This window comes from Undibacterium sp. 14-3-2 (assembly GCF_016595265.1).
In the GTDB taxonomy this organism is placed as follows: domain Bacteria; phylum Pseudomonadota; class Gammaproteobacteria; order Burkholderiales; family Burkholderiaceae_D; genus Undibacterium; species Undibacterium aquatile.
The window spans coordinates 57,277-75,004 of record NZ_JAENGS010000009.1; the positions used below are offsets into that span (position 1 = coordinate 57,277).

A 17,728-nucleotide genomic window follows, 5' to 3' on the forward strand; every position below is an offset into this window, starting at 1 on the left:
CGCGAGGCCAGTTAACCGATCGGTAGTCGTAGTACGGATAGCAGTGCTTGCACAGCGATGGACAGCATCAGCTCGGCGTCGCTACGATGCTGAAAACGGCTGATCAATCTGGCGCTGATGTACATGCGGATTCCTGAAGGAAGACTTCGGTGAAGTCGAAAAAACTGAAAATAAAAACGGGAGTAAAACCTGATTGAGACTACTTTTTTAGCAGAATTTCTGCGCTTATTTAGGTAGTAGTAGAGATGCCAGTGATAGCAGAGTCAGTAGCATCCAGCCCGAAAACGCGAGCAGCAGAGCGGGTCTGTGTCCGGCAGTTGTTTTCGCAGCAGTGATATGAGTGGATGTACGCATGGGTTTAATGTAAAGCCTTACGCAGATCGATGTCAAGGCTGAATTTAAAAAAAGCTCTCTTTCCTTTTAGAGAAAGAGAGCTTGGTCTGATTGTTGAAATCAGCTTTTGGTGTGATGTGAATACAGATTCACATCGCTGATGCGATTACCAGATCGTGATACGTTTCTCTGGCGCGGTGTACATTTTGTCGCCTTCTTTGACACCAAACGCAGAGTAGAAAGCTGGCAGGTTGGTTAGTGGCGCATTACCACGTACCGCCGCTGGTGAGTGTGGGTCGGTGTTGATCAGACGAATCGCTTCGGCATCACGCGCCTTACCACGCCAGACTTGTGCCCAGCCCATGAACAAACGCTGGTCGCCAGTGTAACCGTCAATCACCGGCGCCGCTTTGCCGCCGAGTGAGATCTGATATGCTTTATAGGCGATTGATAAACCAGAATTATCGGCAATGTTTTCACCGAGTGTCAGCGCGCCGTTGACGTTATAACCTGGCAGCGGGCTGTAGGCGTTGTATTGTGCAATCATCGCTGCGGTCAGTTTGCCGAAATTCGCTTTGTCTTCTTTGGTCCACCAGTCACGCAGATTGCCATCGCCATCAGACTGGCTGCCGGAATCATCAAAGCCGTGGCTGATTTCATGGCCGATCACCGCGCCGATGCCACCGTAATTCACCGCATCATCTGCTGCCGGATTGAAGAATGGCGGTTGCAGAATCGCTGCCGGGAATACGATTTCATTCTGACGTGAGTTGTAATACGCGTTCACGGTTTGTGGGCTCATGCCCCATTCTTTGCGGCTGACTGGCTGACCCAATTTGGACAATTGGCGTAAGTATTCATGTTCGCGGCCACGCATTACGTTACCGACCAGATCGTCTTTTTTGATGACCAGTTTGCTGTAATCGCGCCACACATCCGGGTAGCCGATTTTCGGTGTGAATTTAGCGAGTTTGGTGAGCGCTTCTTTTTTGGTCTCAGGGCTCATCCAGTCCAGCGTTTCTATGCTTTGTTTGTACGCGAGCGTCAGATTCTTCACTAGTTCTTCCATGCGTGCTTTATTCTCAGGCGGGAAGTATTTGGCGACATACAGTTTGCCCAGCGCTTCCGACATGCTTTCTTCCACGCGTGCCACACCACGTTTCCAGCGAGGCTGGTTGGCCGGAATGCCGCGTAATGTCACGCTGGAGAAGTTGAAATCTTCATCGACAAAGCGTTTCGATAACAGGCTCGCATACGCACTCAGCACTTTCCATTTGTAATAGGACTGCCAAACGGAAACAGGTGTGTCCTGAATGATTTTTGCCATGCCACTGAGGAAGCCCGGTTGACGGACAATCACGTAATCCACGCGGTTGCCGACGCCAGTGCCTGCGAAATACGCGGTCCAGTCGAAGCCGGGCAGCAGTTCTGCTAATTTTGCTTTTTCAATTTTGTTGTAGGTTTTGACCGGGTTCCGGTTTTCGACTTTGGTCCATTGAATTTTCGCGATTTCTGTTTCCAGGGCAAGAATGCTGGCAGCCGCTTTTTCAGCATCTTTCTGACCGCTCATTTCCAGCATTTTTTCTATGTGTTTAACGTAAGCATCGCGGAAGCCTTTGAGCTTGGCATCGTCGTCTTTCAGGTAGTAATCACGGTCTGGCAAACCCAGCCCACCCTGACTGACATACACTGCGTATTTGCTGGAATCACGTGCATCCTGGCCGATGCCGGATTGCACCGGCAGCGAAACGCCGAGTTTGGACAGATTAGAAATCAGTGCTGGCAAATCTTCTTTTTTGGTGAAACGGTCAATGCGGTTGAATGTCGCTTTGAGCGGCGCAATATCAAGTTTCTCAGCCTGTGCTTCGTCCATGAAACTATTGTAGAGATCGGCGATTTTTTTCTCGTTGCTGCCCGCTTTCAATTTGCTGTCTGCGGCTAATGCTTTGATGATGTCATACGAACGTTGTTCGGATAAGTCGCGCAACTGATCGAAAGAACCAAAGCGGGCGCGGTCTGCCGGAATCTCTGCATTCGCCAGCCATTTGCCGGACATGAATTTAAAGAAATCATCCTGTGGCCGAACGCTGGTATCTATCCATTGCAGGTCTATGCCTGAACTGCGGGCGGCTGTGGTAGTCGTTGTGGCTGCGGTCGTGTTGGCTGGTGTTGTCGTGGTTTGGGCAAAAGCGGCGCCGGTACTGCCGGCAGAGATGGCTGCCAGGACGGCAAGCGAGAGCAGGGTGCGTTGCATGTGAGAGTCCCTTTAATTTTTAAATTCGGTTGAAATAGAGTTCAAGAAATGTCATTCAACCACCTGCATCAAAAGTAATGCAAGGGGAAGAATGCTGTCCAGTTTTATGAGACAAAAAAGCGGCTGATTAGTTCGTCAGAATGCGAAATAATCAGTCGCTTTTTTTATCTGGATAATGCGGTCGGTGACGCCAGTTTTAGTCTGAATACGCATTGCTGAGGCGATCTTCAGGAGGCTATTTAAGGCGATAAAAGAATGAATTATACTGGGGGGAGTATATTTAAACCTCCTTTATTTACGCGGAGATTAAGGTGTTTTTTACATATACTCCCCCAAATTATAGCAATTACGAGGATTTTTTCTGACGGTAAGACCAGAACAGCAGCAGCGCGCCGACCACTATCATAGGCAGAGAAAGCATCTGTCCGGCAGAGATCGTGAGTCCGGCAAAACTGACTTCGTAATCCGGCGTGCGGAAGTATTCTGTGCAGAAGCGGGCGCAGCCGTACAGGATCACAAACAGCGAACCGACCGCCAGCCGTGGCCGCGCTTTGCTGGCGAAGATCCACAAAATAATGAACAGTAAAACACCATCGACCAATGCCTGATACAGCGGCGATGGATGCACAGGATGATCGACGCCGGGCCAGATCATCGCCCACGGTAAATCGGCGGAGGCAACGCGCCCCGGCAATTCGTGATTGATGAAGTTGCCGATGCGGCCAGCCGCATAACCCAGCGGCACGAGCGGCGCGATGAAATCGTACACATCCGCCAGATGCATTTTTGCTTTACGCGCCCACAAGGACATCGCAATCAGCACACCGAGAAACCCGCCATGAAATGACATGCCGCCTTTCCAGACTTTGAAAATTTCCAGCGGATTGTCGAGGTAGTAGGGCAGTCCGTAAAAAAGCACTTCGCCAAGACGACCGCCGAGAATCACGCCAAGCACGCCATAAAAAAGCATGTCGTCGATATGTTCGCGGGTCCAGCCTTTGGCGGCGACATGCGGCAATCTGAGGCGATAACGGCCCAGCACAATAAACTGGGCAAAGGCGACCATATACATCAGGCCATACCAATGCACGGAAAGGGGGCCAATGGCAAAAGCGACGGGATCAGGATTAGGATGAATCAGCATGTGGTTGTATGTAAAAGCTGTAAAAAGGAGGCGAGCACTGCTGACGGATTATCTTTACGCCAGACGATGCCGATCTCTACTGCGGGTGTGGCATGTTCAATCGGATGATAGACCACGCCGGGGCGCTGCAAGTTCGAGACGGATTGTGGCACAAGTGCGATACCCATGCCAGCCGAGACCAGACCGACGATGGTTTGCATCTGTATTGCCTCCTGGCCGATCACCGGCGTTTTCCCCACCGCATGGAAATGGCCGAGTATCGCATCGTGCAATGACGGCGCGATTTTGCGGGGAAATAAGATTAATGGCAGATCCGGACAGTTTTCCATTTTGAGTGAGCTGTGACGCGGTAGTAAGTGCTCAGGTGCCGCCAGCATCAGCGGTTCGGTCAGAATTTTCTGATAGCACAAAAGCTGTTGCAGCTTTTCCGGTAAAGGCGGAATCATAAAGCCTGCATCAATTTCACTTTTTTCCAGCGCATCGAGTTGGACATCGGTCGTGGCTTCACGCAACTCTATGCTGACGTCGGGATGACTTTGCCGGAACGCCCGCAACGTCGGCGGCAGTATGCTGTAATCGGCGACGGAGACGAAGGCGAGAGACAAATGCCCCTGTGCGCCAGCGGCGGCTCTTTGTGCCAACTGACGCAGACTATTGGCCTGTTCCAGCAGCCGTCTGGCTTCCGGCAGCAAAGCAATCCCAGCGGGCGTCAGCGCGGTATGGCGGGTGGTACGGATAAACAGTGCGGTACCGAGCAAGGTTTCGAGCGACTGAATCGCCTGCGATAGCGGCGGTTGGGTCATATTCAGGCGTAGTGCGGCTTTGCCAAAATGCATTTCTTCCGCAACCGCGATGAAATAGCGAAGCTGGCGTAATTCCAGATGGCGCAGATCAGAATTGCTCATGCGTGAAGATTACCGGTTTTCTTGTCCGTAAAAAAAGCCGACCCAATGTCGGCTTTGTGTTTTCTTAAAACTGAGCGTCATCAACGACGACCGACTTTTTTATCAAACGTCCGTTTCAGGCGTTCTGCCTTCATTTTTTCGAAGTGCGCATCATCTTTGCGTTTATCCAGACCCAGCATGCGTTCGAAAAATTCAAACCACAAAAAGGCAAATATTGCGCCGCCAATAATCCACCACCAGGACATCGTGGCGAACACCGACACTTCGGCAAGTTTTAAGACCAGCAATAAGAACAGCGGGATGATCAGTAGCATAATTAGTTTCCTTTTGTCAGCAGATTAAAACGTATTGCGTGGCAGGTCAACCAGCATGTTTTCAGTCGTGTTCAAATCTCTGAAAAGCGTTAAAATGAAACGGCATTTTTAACCTGGAGAGAACAATGAAATATTCCTTAATCGTAGGTGCTGCTCTGGCAGTATTGGCATCTGGCTCGGCGCTGGCAAATGCCGATCTGGCAAAAGCGAAAAATTGTCTGGCATGTCATGCGGTTGATAATAAAGTCGTCGGTCCTGGCTACAAAGAAGTAGCAAAAAAATATGCGGGCGATAAAACTGCAGAAGCGAAACTGATACAAAAAATCATCAAAGGTGGTAGCGGTACCTGGGGCGCGATCCCTATGCCAGCGAATCCGCAGGTCACAGAAGCAGAAGCTAAAACTTTGGTTAAGTGGATTCTGGCATTGAAATAAGCAAAACAGACTGCTGAAAAATGCAGATCATCATTAATAAAAAAGCCCGGTTCAAATGAACCGGGCTTTTTTTGTCTGAACTTGAAGCTGATCTTGACGCTGATTATTTCGTCACAGCCAACAGATCACGTTTGCCGCCTTTGTATGTGTACAAAGTCAGTGTACCGTCTTTGATATCGCCTTTGTCATCAAATGCGATATCGCCAGTGACGCCTTTGTATTTGATTTTCTTCAGTACTGGCAAATATTTTGCCGGTTCTGCAGAATTAGCTTGTTTCATTGCTTCGACCATCGTCATCACAGCATCGTAAACATACGGTGCATAGATCTGAACATCGACGCCGAATTTTTTCTTGTAAGCTGCTTTCCAGTTGTCGTTCGCTGTTTTTTGCGCGTCGAGAACACCACCAGCTTCAGCGCAGACGACCTGGCCTTCGCCGATAGCATCACCAGCGAGTTTAACCAGATCGGTTGTGCAGATACCATCGCCGCCCATGAATTTTGCATTCACGCCCAATGCTTTCATCTGACGCAGCATAGGACCGGCAACCGCATCCATACCACCGAAGAAAATCAGATCAGGTTTTTTCGCTTTGATTGTGGTCAGAATTGCGGCGAAATCATTCGATTTATCCGTTGTATGTTCCTGAACGAGGATTTCTGCACCTTTACCTTTAGCACCTTTGACGAATTCTTTTGCCACGCCTTCGCCATAGGCTGTTTTATCGTCAATCACTGCAATTTTTTTCGCTTTGCTGATCTGTACAGCATAACGACCCAAAGTGCCGCCTAACTGGCCATCGTTAGCTACTACGCGGAATGCGCCTTTGAAGCCTTGGTTGGTGTATGGAACTGCTGTTGCAGATGGGGAAATTTGTGGAATACCTGCATCGTTGTAGATTTTGGATGCTGGGATTGTTGTTCCTGAATTCAGATGGCCGATGACGCCGTTGACTTTGGCATCAACCAGTTTTTGCGCAACAGTCGTGCCTTGTTTAGGATCGCCGCCGTCGTCTTCAGCCAGCAATTCGAATTTTGCTTTTTTGCCGCCTATCATCACGCCTTTTGCATTCAACTCTTCGATCGCCATTTTGGCGCCGTTTTCATTGTCTTTACCTAAGTGGGCAATAGCGCCGGAAACTGGGCCGACGTGACCAATTTTAATAACGACTTCCTGAGCTGCCGCAGAACCGGCAAATGCGAAAGCGATCGCGCCAGCCAGTGGAATCATTTTAGTTTTTAACGACATGAACATACTCCCTTGAGGATTAAAAAGTAGGGCTACAAAACTGTAATGCCAACCTATTCAGGAAACTGAATATACAAAAGGTACAACAGAAAAAAAATTTCGGAAAGCTCTTTAGCATGATTTTTTTTTATCCGAATGATTTTTCCATGCGCCAAAATCGGGCATTTTTTTAACCGGGATTGCCAGCTTTTAACTCATAGAAAGTCAGCGTCGATTATTAATGTTGAAGCCTTGATAAGCAACCGTTGTCCATCTCGCGAACACTTCTTTGCAGTGCATCAAAATGTTATGTCGCAGCCATCCCATGTTCATAAGGTTTGCCACGATAGTGCCGATGTCAGGGTGGGAAGGTTTTCTGACTAAGGACAAATGCTGAGGCGGTAAGGCGTGGGCAGAGATAACTTAGGGCGAGGCGCACAAAGTTGGTGCGACCTCATGAAAATGCGAGTGAAAAATGCTTTGAAATTTTATTTGATAGCGACAATATTTTTTTAATTCTGGTGGTTTTTTACATCAGTAAGAGGCTGATTTTGTGCGGCGCACCACGTTATTGTGATCGACTTTGTGCGTCACCCGAACGTGCGTGCATTGGATATGTTGCTGGCAGGATAGGTCAGACGGCGCGCCGAATGCAGTCGTCTGACCGCAGAAAACTAGCCTGAAAGAATGGAACGAGGTGTTGCAACATTGAGATAAAAAACTATTTTGAATTCTTCACCTTGTTGATTTCCTGGGTGACAGCCCTGGTGACCAGTTCTTCCAGTGAGTTTTTCAGACCGGCGCGAATCTCGTTCGCCAAGCCCTCAACCGCTGTCTGCAATACGTCGGCAAGATTGTCCCTGACTCTATGTTCAAGAACAAAGTCGACGCGCGCCAGAACGTGCTTCAGTACGTCTTCTTTTAAACTTTGCTCCAGTGTTTGCCAGTGTTCTTCTGGAACGCTGACATTTGTTGCCTCGGCATCCGCTTGGGCAATGATGGCAGGCGGCGGGTTTGGTAATGGAGATGAGGATGTTGTTGCAGCTGTTACCGTTCCAGCCTCAGCAAGAGCCTGATCCACAGTTTCAGTAACTGGGAGGATAATTTCGGTGAGAACGGGGATGCTGGCATCAATCGAGGTATTCATATTATTTAGCGACGTTATGGCTGAGAGTGTGGCCTTGCTGTTGATAGTGGCGATAGCGTTCGCGCGCTGCCAGCGTGTCTTGCTGGTCGCCTGAGACGATTTCTATCATGCGGCCAAACAGAGGGAAATGTTCCGGCACCGAGGCACTCAGATTGACCAGCAATTCAAAATGCGGGCTTTGATCCAGACGCGTATTGCTGAGGACAATCGGCGTCATTGATGCCAGTGCGTCATCGGCCATGACATGCGGTAAAAAATCGGCTTCGCTGATGGTCCACAGTGCTTCATCCAGGTGGCGCAGAACAGTCAGATCATGATGATAGACCACGACTTTGCTGTTCGCTGCGCGCGCCTTGCGTATCAGTCGGCAGGCGTAATGAAGCTTGTCAGCGACATTACTGTGGAAATCGATACGCGTCATATCAGAAGCGGAAGTCATTTTCTGACGCAGGCTTTTTGGCCGGAACGTTGGCAGGCTTTTTCTGCTGTGTGGGCTTTTCACCAGTTGTCGTTGTCGGTGCTGCGGGTGCTGCGCTTTCTGCTGTCGGATAACGATAATCCGGCGGCAGCATGTTGCTGGCAGGATAAGCGGCAGACGTTACCGCAGCTTTCCAGTCGTCAGCATTGTAACCACGTAATTTCTTGCTGCCGATTTGCATCACAGGAAGCTGGGTGTCGCCACTGATTTGCTTCAGCTTTTCTATGTCTTCGGATGTTTTGACAGTTTTTTCTGAAAAAGGAACACCGGCGGATTTCAACAGATTTTTTCCATCATTACAGGGTGCGCAATTGGCCGCTGTGTAAATGGTCACCGGATTTTTTGAGACAGCCTGCCCGAGCTCATAAGGAAAATTCGCTGTGCTGACCGAGCCGGACAATTCTTTTTTTTCCAGCAATTTCTGATTCGCCTGTGGCGGTGTGTCGGAATACGTGATTTTTCCATCCGGTCCAACAGATTTATACAGCTGTGCCTGCGCTTGCACTGCCAGTAACATCAAGGGCAGAAGCAGGAAATGCTTTGCTGAGGTTGTTCGTTTCAAGGTGTGCTCCTTCAGGCTGACATGCCGCTATGGCGTAATAAAGCATCGATGGCGGGCTCTCTGCCACGGAAGGCTTTGAATGAATCAAGCGCCGGGCGTGAGCCACCAACTTCCAGTACTTCTTTCTGAAACTTTTGTCCCGCTGTGCGTGACAGATTGCTGCCCGCGGTTTTACCGTGTTCTTCAAACGCCGCATAGGCATCGGCAGATAATACCTCGGCCCATTTATAACTGTAATAACCAGCGGCATAACCGCCGGCAAAGATGTGGCTGAATGCATGCTGGAAGCGGTTGAATTCCGGTGCGGTAAACACAGAAATCTGTTCTCTGACCTGATTCAGAATATCCTGCACCGACTGCGTTCCGTGCGGATCAAACTGATCGTGCAGGCGCATATCGAACAGCGCAAATTCGACCTGACGCAGGGTTTGCAAGCCGGACTGAAAATTTTTCGCCGCAATCATCTTGTCGTACAGGCTGCGCGGCAGGGATTCGCCGGTGTCGGCATGAGCGGTCATGTGTTGCAGCACATCCCACTCCCAGCAGAAATTTTCCATGAATTGCGACGGTAATTCGACGGCATCCCATTCCACGCCGGAAATACCGGATACCGATAAATCATCAACTTGCGTCAGCAGATGATGCAGGCCATGACCAAATTCATGGAATAGCGTGATCACTTCATCGTGGGTAAAGTAAGCTGGTTTGCGCACACCATCCACCGTCGCAGGTTCGGTGAAATTGCACACCAGATAGGCAACCGGTGTTTGTATGCCATCGGCGTTTTTGCGGCGACCACGGGCATCGTCCATCCAGGCGCCGCCGCGTTTGCCCTGACGCGCATACAGGTCAAGATAGAACTGACCGATCAGTTGGCCGTCTTTTTCTATGCGATAAAACTGCACATCAGGGTGCCAGGTATCCGCTTTATCGATACGGATGGTGACGCCGAACAAGGTCTGAATCACGCGGAATAAGCCGCTGATGACTTGCGGCTCGGGGAAATACAATTTCACTTCCTGCTCAGAAAACGCATAGCGCTGTTCGCGCAGTTTTTCGGAGGCATAGGTGACGTCCCACGCTTCGAGCGTGCTGATGCCTAATTGTTCTGCGGCGAAGCTGCGTAATTCCTGCAAGTCTTTTTTGGCATAAGGGCGCGCGCGTTGCGCGAGGTCTTCGAGAAAGCGGCTGACCAGCGCCGGTGACTCTGCCATTTTGCTCACGAGTGAGACTTCGGCAAAATTCCGGTAGCCGAGTAATTCTGCTTCTTCTTTGCGTAACTGCAGCAATTCCGCAATGATTGCGGTGTTATCCCACTCAGGTTTCGCACCTAATTCAGATGCCTTGGTGGCATTCGCGCGATAAATCGTTTCACGAATCTGGCGATTATCGGCGTACTGCAATAACGGGAAATAGGACGGGAAATGCAGGGTGAACTGATAACCGGCTTTACCATTTTTTTCAGCCGTTGCTTTGGCTGCCTGAATCACATCTTCCGGTACGCCTTTGAGTTCGTTGATGTCGCTGATCAGTAACGCATAATCATTGGTGGCATCGAGTACATTTTCGGAAAAACGCGTGGTCAGCATCGCGTGTTTTTCCTGAATTTCTGCATAGCGTTGTTTCAGTTCATCCGGCAACTCAGCGCCACCCAGACGGAAATCACGGATCGCGTTTTGTATGATAGTTTTGCGTGCCACAGGCAATGCATCAAATCCGGCTTGTGCGCGCAAGGCTTTGTATTTGCCGAACAACGCCAGATTTTGTCCCAGCTCGGTCCAGAACTCTGTGATCGCCGGTTGATTTTCATTGTAGGCCGCCCGCAATTCCGGCGTATCGGCTACGCCATTCAGATGGCTGACGATGCCCCAGGCACGGCCCAGTTTTTCGGTGGCGTTCTCCAGTGGCTCAACAAAATTTTCCCACGTCACTTCGTCCTGACTGGCGGACAGTTGTTCGACCACGGCACGGTTTTCCGCCAGCAGGCTGGTGATGGCGGGCGTGATGTGTTCGGCGCGGATATCGGCAAAACGTGGCAGGTCGGTAAAGTCGAGTAATGGAGAACTGGTTGTCATCTTAATTTCTTTCGGCAGCTTCAATCGTGTTGACCAGTAACATGGTGATGGTCATAGGACCTACGCCACCCGGAACCGGTGTGATATAACCCGCGACTTCTTTGGTTGGCGCATAGTCAACGTCGCCACAGAGTTTGCCGTCGTCATCACGATTCATGCCGACATCAATCACAACGGCGCCTGGTTTGACCATGTCTGCGGTAACGATATTGCGTTTGCCAGTGGCGACAACAAGAATGTCGGCGTTGCGCGTATGCGCAGCCAGATCGCGGGTCTTGGAATTGCAGATGGTGACGGTGGCACCGGCTTGCAAGAGCAACATCGCCTGTGGCTTACCGACGATATTCGACGCACCGACCACGACCGCATTCGCACCGCGCACCGGGTAATCAATCGATTCCAGCATTTTCATGACGCCGTATGGTGTACATGGACGGAACAGCGGCTGGCCTGTCATCAGCAAACCGGCATTGCTGATATGAAAGCCATCGACGTCTTTTTCTGCGGCGATCGCCTCGATGACTTTATTCGCGTTGATGTGCGCAGGCAAAGGCAGTTGCACCAGAATGCCGTTAATTTTCGGGTCCTGATTCAGTCTTTCGATGTGGGCGAGTAAATCGGCTTCGCTGAGATCGGCGGCATATTTTTCCAGCACTGAATAGAAACCGCAGTCTTCACATGCTTTCACCTTGTTGCGGACATAGACCTGCGAGGCCGGGTTTTCACCGACCAGAATGACTGCCAGACCCGGCTGTTTTCCTTGCGCTGTCAGGGCAGCAGCACGGTGCGTGACATCGGCACGAATTTGTTGGGAGAGTTCTGTTCCGCTGATAATTTGGGCAGTCATGATGGGCTTTGCAAAAGAAGATCAAGCCGCGATTATAAATTATGCGGTGGCTCACCGGATAACTATGCAGAGTGAGGCAGAATGCAAACGTATGCCTGCGTGAGAAGTCTGAGTGCCGGATAGCTGAAATATCACGTATATCACGTTGAGGCTGCGCTCAGACATGTGCCGTGAACCGGAGTTGCAATGATATTTAGCGCAGAGAACCAGATCGAGTTGTTTTTAACTGTAAATATACTCCGGGGGAGTATATTTACAGCCCCAATGATTTCAAAGACATTAGGGGAGATTTTGATAATTTATGGGGGAGTATCTGAAATATCGACAGTAGCGGACAAAGCGATGATGCCCGCAGCGAGTGTCAACAAGGCTATTTATACATGACGACGGCCAGCACCAGTCCTAATACGCACAAAGCATAGATAAAGAGTGCGGTTGTGGGTGGGGCTATCCCTGCATTTGTCGCGGAACGCTTACCGCTATCGGCGGAAGCCCGCGCTTTGCTGCCTTTTGCAGACGGCAACTTTTTCTTACCGTGCACATCCGGCATCAACTCGAGCAATGGCGCAGAGTCCAGCTTAAGCAGCTTGGCGTATGCGCGGACAAAACCGCGGACGATTGCCGGTGCTGGAAGGACGTCATAATCGTCTGCTTCAATTGCCAGTATCTGGTGACGTGTTATTTTCAGTTGCGTCGCCACCTGATCAACAGTCCAGCCAGACGCATTGCGGGCTGCGGCCAGCCTGGCGCCCGGCGAAGAGGATAGGCGTTCAGCATCAGCGTTAAATACATCAGTCGCAATGGGTTGCCCAAGCCTGGACTCAATCAGTTCCTGATAATGAAAAGATCCCGTCACTTCTGATAATAACGGCTGACCCGACCCTGCATCACTCATAGAACCCTCGCTTTAAAAAAACGATATTTTGCGCAAAAACGGCGAATAACTATAGCACTGATCATATTGCTTTTTTGTAACTGTGTGTAATTTTTATAGTGTTGCTTACTTTATCGTTGTAAAGCCGTTACTTCATGTTATTTAGACTCGGATATTGCTTTTTTTGTTACATCGAAAGATATGTTTATGCTTGGTTTACGTCGGTGAGTTGACGTGATCTTGATCTCTTATGCAAGCCCGGTTTGTCACTTGCATGGTACTTTTGATCACCACCATTTTTACCAGTTGGCTGATTGTTGTGGTTCAGCCGTGGTAAAAATTTAACGCCGTTGTCTAAGCCTGATGCAAATAATGCGCCATAAATGCGCGATAATCTCAGGTTGGTTTAAAACCAGCCAGACTCTCGTCCGGTGCTTTCCTTTTCCCGTGGGCCTATCCGCTTTGATTCCGGAGTATGACAAATGATAAAAATTGCCGTTGTTTCATATAACAATGAAACTCCTATCTCCCCCGTTGCGGCCAGCTTTAGTGAAACACCGCAGACGATAGGACGCAGCGACGACAATTTTCTGGTCTTACCAGATCCCAAACATTTCGTTTCCCGCACTCAGGCCAAAGTCTGGAGCGATGGAACACACCATTATCTGATGAATGTCAGTCTGGCGAATCCGGTCAGTGTTAACGGTAAAGAAATCGATCCTGAGCATGACTATGCTATTCATATCGGCGACCAGATTCAGATTGGCTTATATGTGCTCGAAGTTCTTGCCAGTGAGGTGCAAAGTGACACCACGTTAACTGCGGTCGGCGTGACAGATGTCATTGCCGCACCGGCTCCGACCGAGAGTGTATCGTTCGTAAAAACAGCGGCATTGCAAGGCGACCGGAAAGAGACGCCGCAACCTCCGCGATTTTTAATGCGTGCGGACGCCGATGCTGTTGCTGAAAACTTGCATCAGGACGATGCGCATAGTCTGTCATCGGCTACCACGACGCAGCCAGCATCGGATGGTGTGGTAGCTGAGGCGGTCGAGGTAGCAGATGTCGCAAAACTGGCCGAATCAGCGAAGGCTGTTGCGGATTCCAATGAATTATTAAATGCCTTTTTGCAGGGCGCGGGTCTGACTTCCCTGCACATTTCCTCCGGGCTGACAACGGAGCTGATGGAAACATTAGGCAAATTAGTGGCGACGTCGGTGGAAGGAACGATGGGTTTGATTTCGCAACGGGCATTGGTGAAACGCGAAGTGAATGCGGACGTCACCATGGTGGTGTTACGAAAAAACAATCCCTTAAAATTTTTCCCGGATAGTCAAACGGTACTGACGCAGATGCTGCGCAAAAAGATGCCCGGCTTTATGACGCCGGCAGAAGCGATGGAAGATGCATTTCAGGATTTGCGCGCGCATCAGTTGGGCGTTGTCGCCGGGATGAAGGCCGCGATGGATGCGCTGCAGAAAAAATTCGAACCAGCTGGATTTGAGCGCTTGTTGCCGGTGCCGACGTTGATGGATAAGATGAATCCGGCACGCCGTAAAGCGGATATGTGGGATCATTTTGTGGAAATGTTTGAAGATCTTTCGCTGGAATCGAAAGACGAATTTCAGACCTTGTTCGGCAAAGAATTTTTAGCTGCTTATGAACGCGAAGTGGAACGTGCCAGACACGAATCCCCTGCGCTCTGAATGATTGCGTGATGATGCCCATGCATCTGGATACTGCATACATTAACGCGATCGGTGACCGGCAATCGAATCAGGATGTACTTGACAGCGCGTTTGAGGATGATCTCGCTTGTTTCGTACTGGCTGATGGAACCGGCGGGCATCTGGGCGGCGAAACCGCCGCCAATCTGGTTACTGCGAGTATCATAGCCAAGTTCCGGAAAGATGCGTCGTTCAGTGCCCATGCCTTGCGCTCTTATATAGAGTCGGCGATACAGCAGGTTGGGCAAGAGAAAGCGTCCAGCGTCCGGCAGGAAAATATGAGTTCGACCATGGCAACGCTGCTGATTGATATCGCGAATCGCTGCGCCTTGTGGGCGCATCTGGGGGATACGCGGATTTATCTGCTGCGTCAGGGAAAAATACTGTCGGTGTCGAAAGATCACAGTCTGGCGCAAAGAATGGTCGACGCAGGTTATGCGGATTACGCAGCGCTACGGCAACATCCTCATCGCAACATATTATTTGCCGCGGTTGGTGCCGAGGGTGATATTGTTCCGGAAGTAACACTGGATGCCGTGGCTTTGCAAGAAGGCGATGCCTTCCTTATCTGTACGGATGGCTTCTGGGAATGGGTGCATGAAGACCAGATAGAACAGAGCTGGCTGGCAAGCCGGAGCAGCGAAGCGTGGTTGAAGCAGATGAATGCGATGGCCGAGAAAAATATCGCCAACACCGATGTCAGTCGGGATAATTTTTCAGCATTTGCCATTTGCGTCCGTGATGCCAGCGCTTTGTGATAAGACATGATCTGCCATTTTTACCCTTTGATTTTAGCTTCTAATTTTTAGCCTCTGAGTAAGCCTTGAATACAACTAAATTACTCGATAACGATGTCGCAGACGAGCACCCGGCAGGAACCGGAAATTGCCTCGCGACAGGGACTCGCCTGAATGATTTTGAAATTACCGGTGTGCTTGGTCAGGGTGGGTTTGGCATCGTGTATCTGGCCTTCGATCATTCCTTGCAGCGAACCGTAGCGATCAAGGAGTATATGCCGGGCGCACTTGCCGGCAGGGCAGAGGATGGCAGCGTCGTCGTTCACACTGGTCGGCACAAACCGACGTTTGATGCCGGTCTCAAGAGCTTTATCAATGAAGCACGTTTGCTGGCGCAGTTCGATCATCCGTCGCTGGTGAAAGTTTATCGCTTCTGGGAAGAAAATAAGACGGCTTACATGGTGATGCGTCACTACGATGGCGTGACGCTCAAGGAGATTGCTGCCACGCGTCCCGAACTCGTGACGGAAGCGTGGCTCAAATTTATTTTCCGGCAAATTCTGGATGCGCTGGATACTTTATACCATGCCAGAATACTGCACAGAGATGTGTCACCCGATAACATTATCGTGCAAAAAAACGGTGATGCGGTGTTGCTGGATTTTGGCTCAGCACGGCAGATTATCGGTGACATGACACAAGGATTAACCGTTATTCTGAAACCCGGCTATGCGCCGGTCGAACAGTATGCGGATGACGATGATCTGCGTCAGGGGCCGTGGACCGATATTTATGCGCTGGCCGCGGTCATGTATTACATGATTATCAAATCCCCGCCTGTGATGTCCGTGGCACGTGTGGTAAAGGATACGCTGGTGCCTTTGCAGCAAGATCCTCACCCAGGGTTTAGTACAAAATTTCTGAGTGCAGTTGATCAAGGGCTGGCAATACAGCCACAGGACAGACCACAAACGATGGATGAATTCAGGCGCTTGCTTGGTATCAGCGCGCTTGCCTCATCCCGTAAATCGCGCAAATCCTCATCCCAGCGCAAGGCGAGTGAAAGCGGGCGCACGGATGCCAGCAATCCATCATCGCAAAAACTTACCACGACCACGCGTCTTGGTAAGCCGGTTACCGTCGGTACGATTCCCGGTATGTTGCGTGAAAAACTGCAAGCGCTACGCCAGAGTTCCACCACCCGCGCAGGACAGGCTGTTATCGGCGGTATTCTGATTTTGCTGGCAGCCGGTGTTTATTTCGCCAGTCGCCATGAGAGCGTGCAACCAGTGTTGTCAACCGTGCCGGTTGCACAGCAGCAGACCGTTGCGTCATCGGTCGCGGCCACGGCATCCATTCCGCTTGCATCAGATATGGCCAGTAGCCCGGATCCAGAAGCGCAGGCATGGGAAAAACTGAATGGCAGTGATCATTCAGAGCCGCAAGCGATCAGCGCATTTTTGCAGCAGTATCCGAATGGCAAACATGCCGCAGCGGCGCAAGCACGTCTGAATGAATTAACGCAGGCGGCAGAGCAGGCGAAGGCGCAGAGTGTTCCGGCGGAACCTGTGATCAGCAAAGTCAATGTTAAACTTGCCGTCAAGCCGTGGGGCACAGTGTTTGTCGACGGTGTGCAAAGTGGTGCCAGCCCACCGCTGAAGAATTTAAGTCTGACCAAGGGTAAGCATAAAATCAGGATTACCAATCCAGGTTTCCCCGACTATCTGATCGAGGTTGACGCTGGTAAAAATAATGCCAGCGTCATCGAGCATGAGTTCGTTGCTAAATAAGTTTGAGTAAAATGAAGAATAGATTCCGCCTTTTTCCTGTCTGCAGCCTGCTTCTCGTATGCACCTTTTTGCCGGGATGCGAAACAGCTCCAAAGAACGTTCCGGCGCCAAAAGCGGCCGTCAAATCGAAAGAGGCAAAACCTGTAGCAGCGGCTAATCCAGCAACTGAAGCCGGAGCACCAGCACCGGTGATCAGCCCTGATGTGCAGGCTTACAACGAGGGAAGCGCCTTATATAACGACGGTAATTACAACGGCGCGATCAAAAAACTCAGTGGCGCGACCGAGATCTGGAATGGTCATAACAAGGCGATACAACTCGATGCGCTGAAAACAATGGCGTTCAGCTATTGCGTAACATCCAGAACACAACTGTGCCGTCAGCAATTTGAGCGGGCCTTAAAGCTTGATCCCAACTTTGATCTGATGCCGAATGAAATTGGTCATCCGATATGGGGCCCGGTCTTTTTGAAAGCTAAAAAAGCCAAAAGCCTTAAAAAATAACAGGGCGTCATGCTGCGCAGCTTTTGGTTGTCCAGCTATTTTGCTGCTGTTCTGCTCAAGTGTTTCTGTCATCGCGCTCGCTCATGACATCGCAGATGCTGACTTCTTCCAGCCGTCTTTCTCGCTGATATAAATTCAAAAACAGGTATAGACAAGCAACGCCGTGCTGCTTGTCTTTCTGCGCTTGTTTTCGCCATGTATGCCTGTAAAAGTTTCATTTCCCATTTTTGTGCACTACCTTGGTCAGATGGCGGATGAGAATCAGGTTTGCCGGATCGGTTTCCGGGTGCGGGAGCTGACTATTCCATGCGGTAACTTTCGTTAAAAAGCAGGCGATAAAATATGTTGCGCCGCAAACAAAATTTCACATTATAAA

The 17,728-nt window shown here is 50.2% G+C and carries 16 protein-coding genes; 5 read left to right on the forward strand and 11 right to left on the reverse strand.

Annotation, left to right across the window (positions count from 1 at the left end; all coding sequences use genetic code 11):
- Nucleotides 1–499: 499 nt before the first annotated feature.
- The 4 genes from Undi14_RS17500 to Undi14_RS17515 all read right to left on the reverse strand — a co-directional run bounded on the left by Undi14_RS17500 (nt 500) and on the right by Undi14_RS17515 (nt 4,950).
- On the reverse strand, nt 500–2,587 hold the full coding sequence (locus Undi14_RS17500; RefSeq protein WP_200181921.1) for a M13 family metallopeptidase: 2,088 nt from the start codon (nt 2,585–2,587) through the stop codon (nt 500–502).
- Between the two features lie 346 nt (nt 2,588–2,933).
- On the reverse strand, nt 2,934–3,731 hold the full coding sequence (gene lgt / locus Undi14_RS17505) for a prolipoprotein diacylglyceryl transferase (protein ID WP_190480983.1): 798 nt from the start codon (nt 3,729–3,731) through the stop codon (nt 2,934–2,936).
- Complete coding sequence (locus Undi14_RS17510; RefSeq protein WP_200181924.1) at nt 3,725–4,636, reverse strand: LysR family transcriptional regulator; 912 nt, start codon at nt 4,634–4,636, stop codon at nt 3,725–3,727. The genes lgt and Undi14_RS17510 overlap by 7 nt, the downstream gene beginning before the upstream one ends.
- 80 nt (nt 4,637–4,716) lie before the next feature.
- Nucleotides 4,717–4,950 carry a TIGR04438 family Trp-rich protein gene (locus tag Undi14_RS17515; protein ID WP_186885962.1) on the reverse strand — a complete coding sequence of 78 codons (234 nt, stop codon included), beginning with the start codon at nt 4,948–4,950 and terminating at the stop codon, nt 4,717–4,719.
- 125 nt (nt 4,951–5,075) lie between these two features.
- Between Undi14_RS17515 and Undi14_RS17520 the strand changes: the two genes are divergently transcribed.
- Nucleotides 5,076–5,384, forward strand: coding sequence for a c-type cytochrome (locus tag Undi14_RS17520; RefSeq protein WP_200181926.1), 309 nt, complete (start codon nt 5,076–5,078; stop codon nt 5,382–5,384).
- Between the two features lie 103 nt (nt 5,385–5,487).
- Here the strand turns inward: Undi14_RS17520 and Undi14_RS17525 are convergent, their stop codons facing one another.
- The 7 genes from Undi14_RS17525 to Undi14_RS17555 all read right to left on the reverse strand — a co-directional run bounded on the left by Undi14_RS17525 (nt 5,488) and on the right by Undi14_RS17555 (nt 12,616).
- Entirely contained in the window at nt 5,488–6,633 is a 1,146-nt protein-coding gene (locus Undi14_RS17525) for a branched-chain amino acid ABC transporter substrate-binding protein (RefSeq protein ID WP_200181929.1), read from the reverse strand.
- Between the two features lie 700 nt (nt 6,634–7,333).
- Nucleotides 7,334–7,759, reverse strand: a complete 426-nt coding sequence (locus tag Undi14_RS17530; protein ID WP_200181931.1) for a hypothetical protein — start codon at nt 7,757–7,759, stop codon at nt 7,334–7,336.
- A 1-nt stretch (nt 7,760) separates the two neighbouring features.
- A complete protein-coding gene (locus tag Undi14_RS17535; RefSeq protein ID WP_200182031.1) occupies nt 7,761–8,180 on the reverse strand; it encodes a DNA polymerase III subunit chi in 420 nt (139 codons plus the stop codon).
- A gap of 1 nt (nt 8,181) precedes the next feature.
- Nucleotides 8,182–8,799 (reverse strand): glutaredoxin family protein, encoded by a 618-nt coding sequence (locus Undi14_RS17540; RefSeq protein WP_234030674.1) that lies wholly within the window; start codon nt 8,797–8,799, stop codon nt 8,182–8,184.
- 11 nt (nt 8,800–8,810) lie between these two features.
- Nucleotides 8,811–10,874 carry a M3 family metallopeptidase gene (locus tag Undi14_RS17545; RefSeq protein ID WP_200181933.1) on the reverse strand — a complete coding sequence of 688 codons (2,064 nt, stop codon included), beginning with the start codon at nt 10,872–10,874 and terminating at the stop codon, nt 8,811–8,813.
- 1 nt (nt 10,875) lies between these two features.
- Nucleotides 10,876–11,721 (reverse strand): bifunctional methylenetetrahydrofolate dehydrogenase/methenyltetrahydrofolate cyclohydrolase FolD, encoded by an 846-nt coding sequence (gene folD / locus Undi14_RS17550; protein WP_200181935.1) that lies wholly within the window; start codon nt 11,719–11,721, stop codon nt 10,876–10,878.
- Nucleotides 11,722–12,091: 370 nt separating this feature from the next.
- Nucleotides 12,092–12,616, reverse strand: coding sequence for a RodZ family helix-turn-helix domain-containing protein (locus Undi14_RS17555; protein ID WP_186885955.1), 525 nt, complete (start codon nt 12,614–12,616; stop codon nt 12,092–12,094).
- 461 nt (nt 12,617–13,077) lie between these two features.
- Between Undi14_RS17555 and tagH the strand changes: the two genes are divergently transcribed.
- The 4 genes from tagH to Undi14_RS17575 all read left to right on the forward strand — a co-directional run bounded on the left by tagH (nt 13,078) and on the right by Undi14_RS17575 (nt 17,352).
- A complete protein-coding gene (tagH, locus tag Undi14_RS17560) occupies nt 13,078–14,301 on the forward strand; it encodes a type VI secretion system-associated FHA domain protein TagH (protein ID WP_200181937.1) in 1,224 nt (407 codons plus the stop codon).
- An 11-nt stretch (nt 14,302–14,312) separates the two neighbouring features.
- Nucleotides 14,313–15,080, forward strand: coding sequence for a PP2C family serine/threonine-protein phosphatase (locus Undi14_RS17565; RefSeq protein ID WP_200181939.1), 768 nt, complete (start codon nt 14,313–14,315; stop codon nt 15,078–15,080).
- Nucleotides 15,081–15,145: 65 nt separating this feature from the next.
- A complete protein-coding gene (locus Undi14_RS17570; RefSeq protein ID WP_200181940.1) occupies nt 15,146–16,849 on the forward strand; it encodes a serine/threonine-protein kinase in 1,704 nt (567 codons plus the stop codon).
- Nucleotides 16,850–16,860: 11 nt separating this feature from the next.
- Nucleotides 16,861–17,352, forward strand: coding sequence for a TssQ family T6SS-associated lipoprotein (locus tag Undi14_RS17575; RefSeq protein ID WP_200181941.1), 492 nt, complete (start codon nt 16,861–16,863; stop codon nt 17,350–17,352).
- The last annotated feature ends 376 nt before the right edge of the window (nt 17,353–17,728 follow it).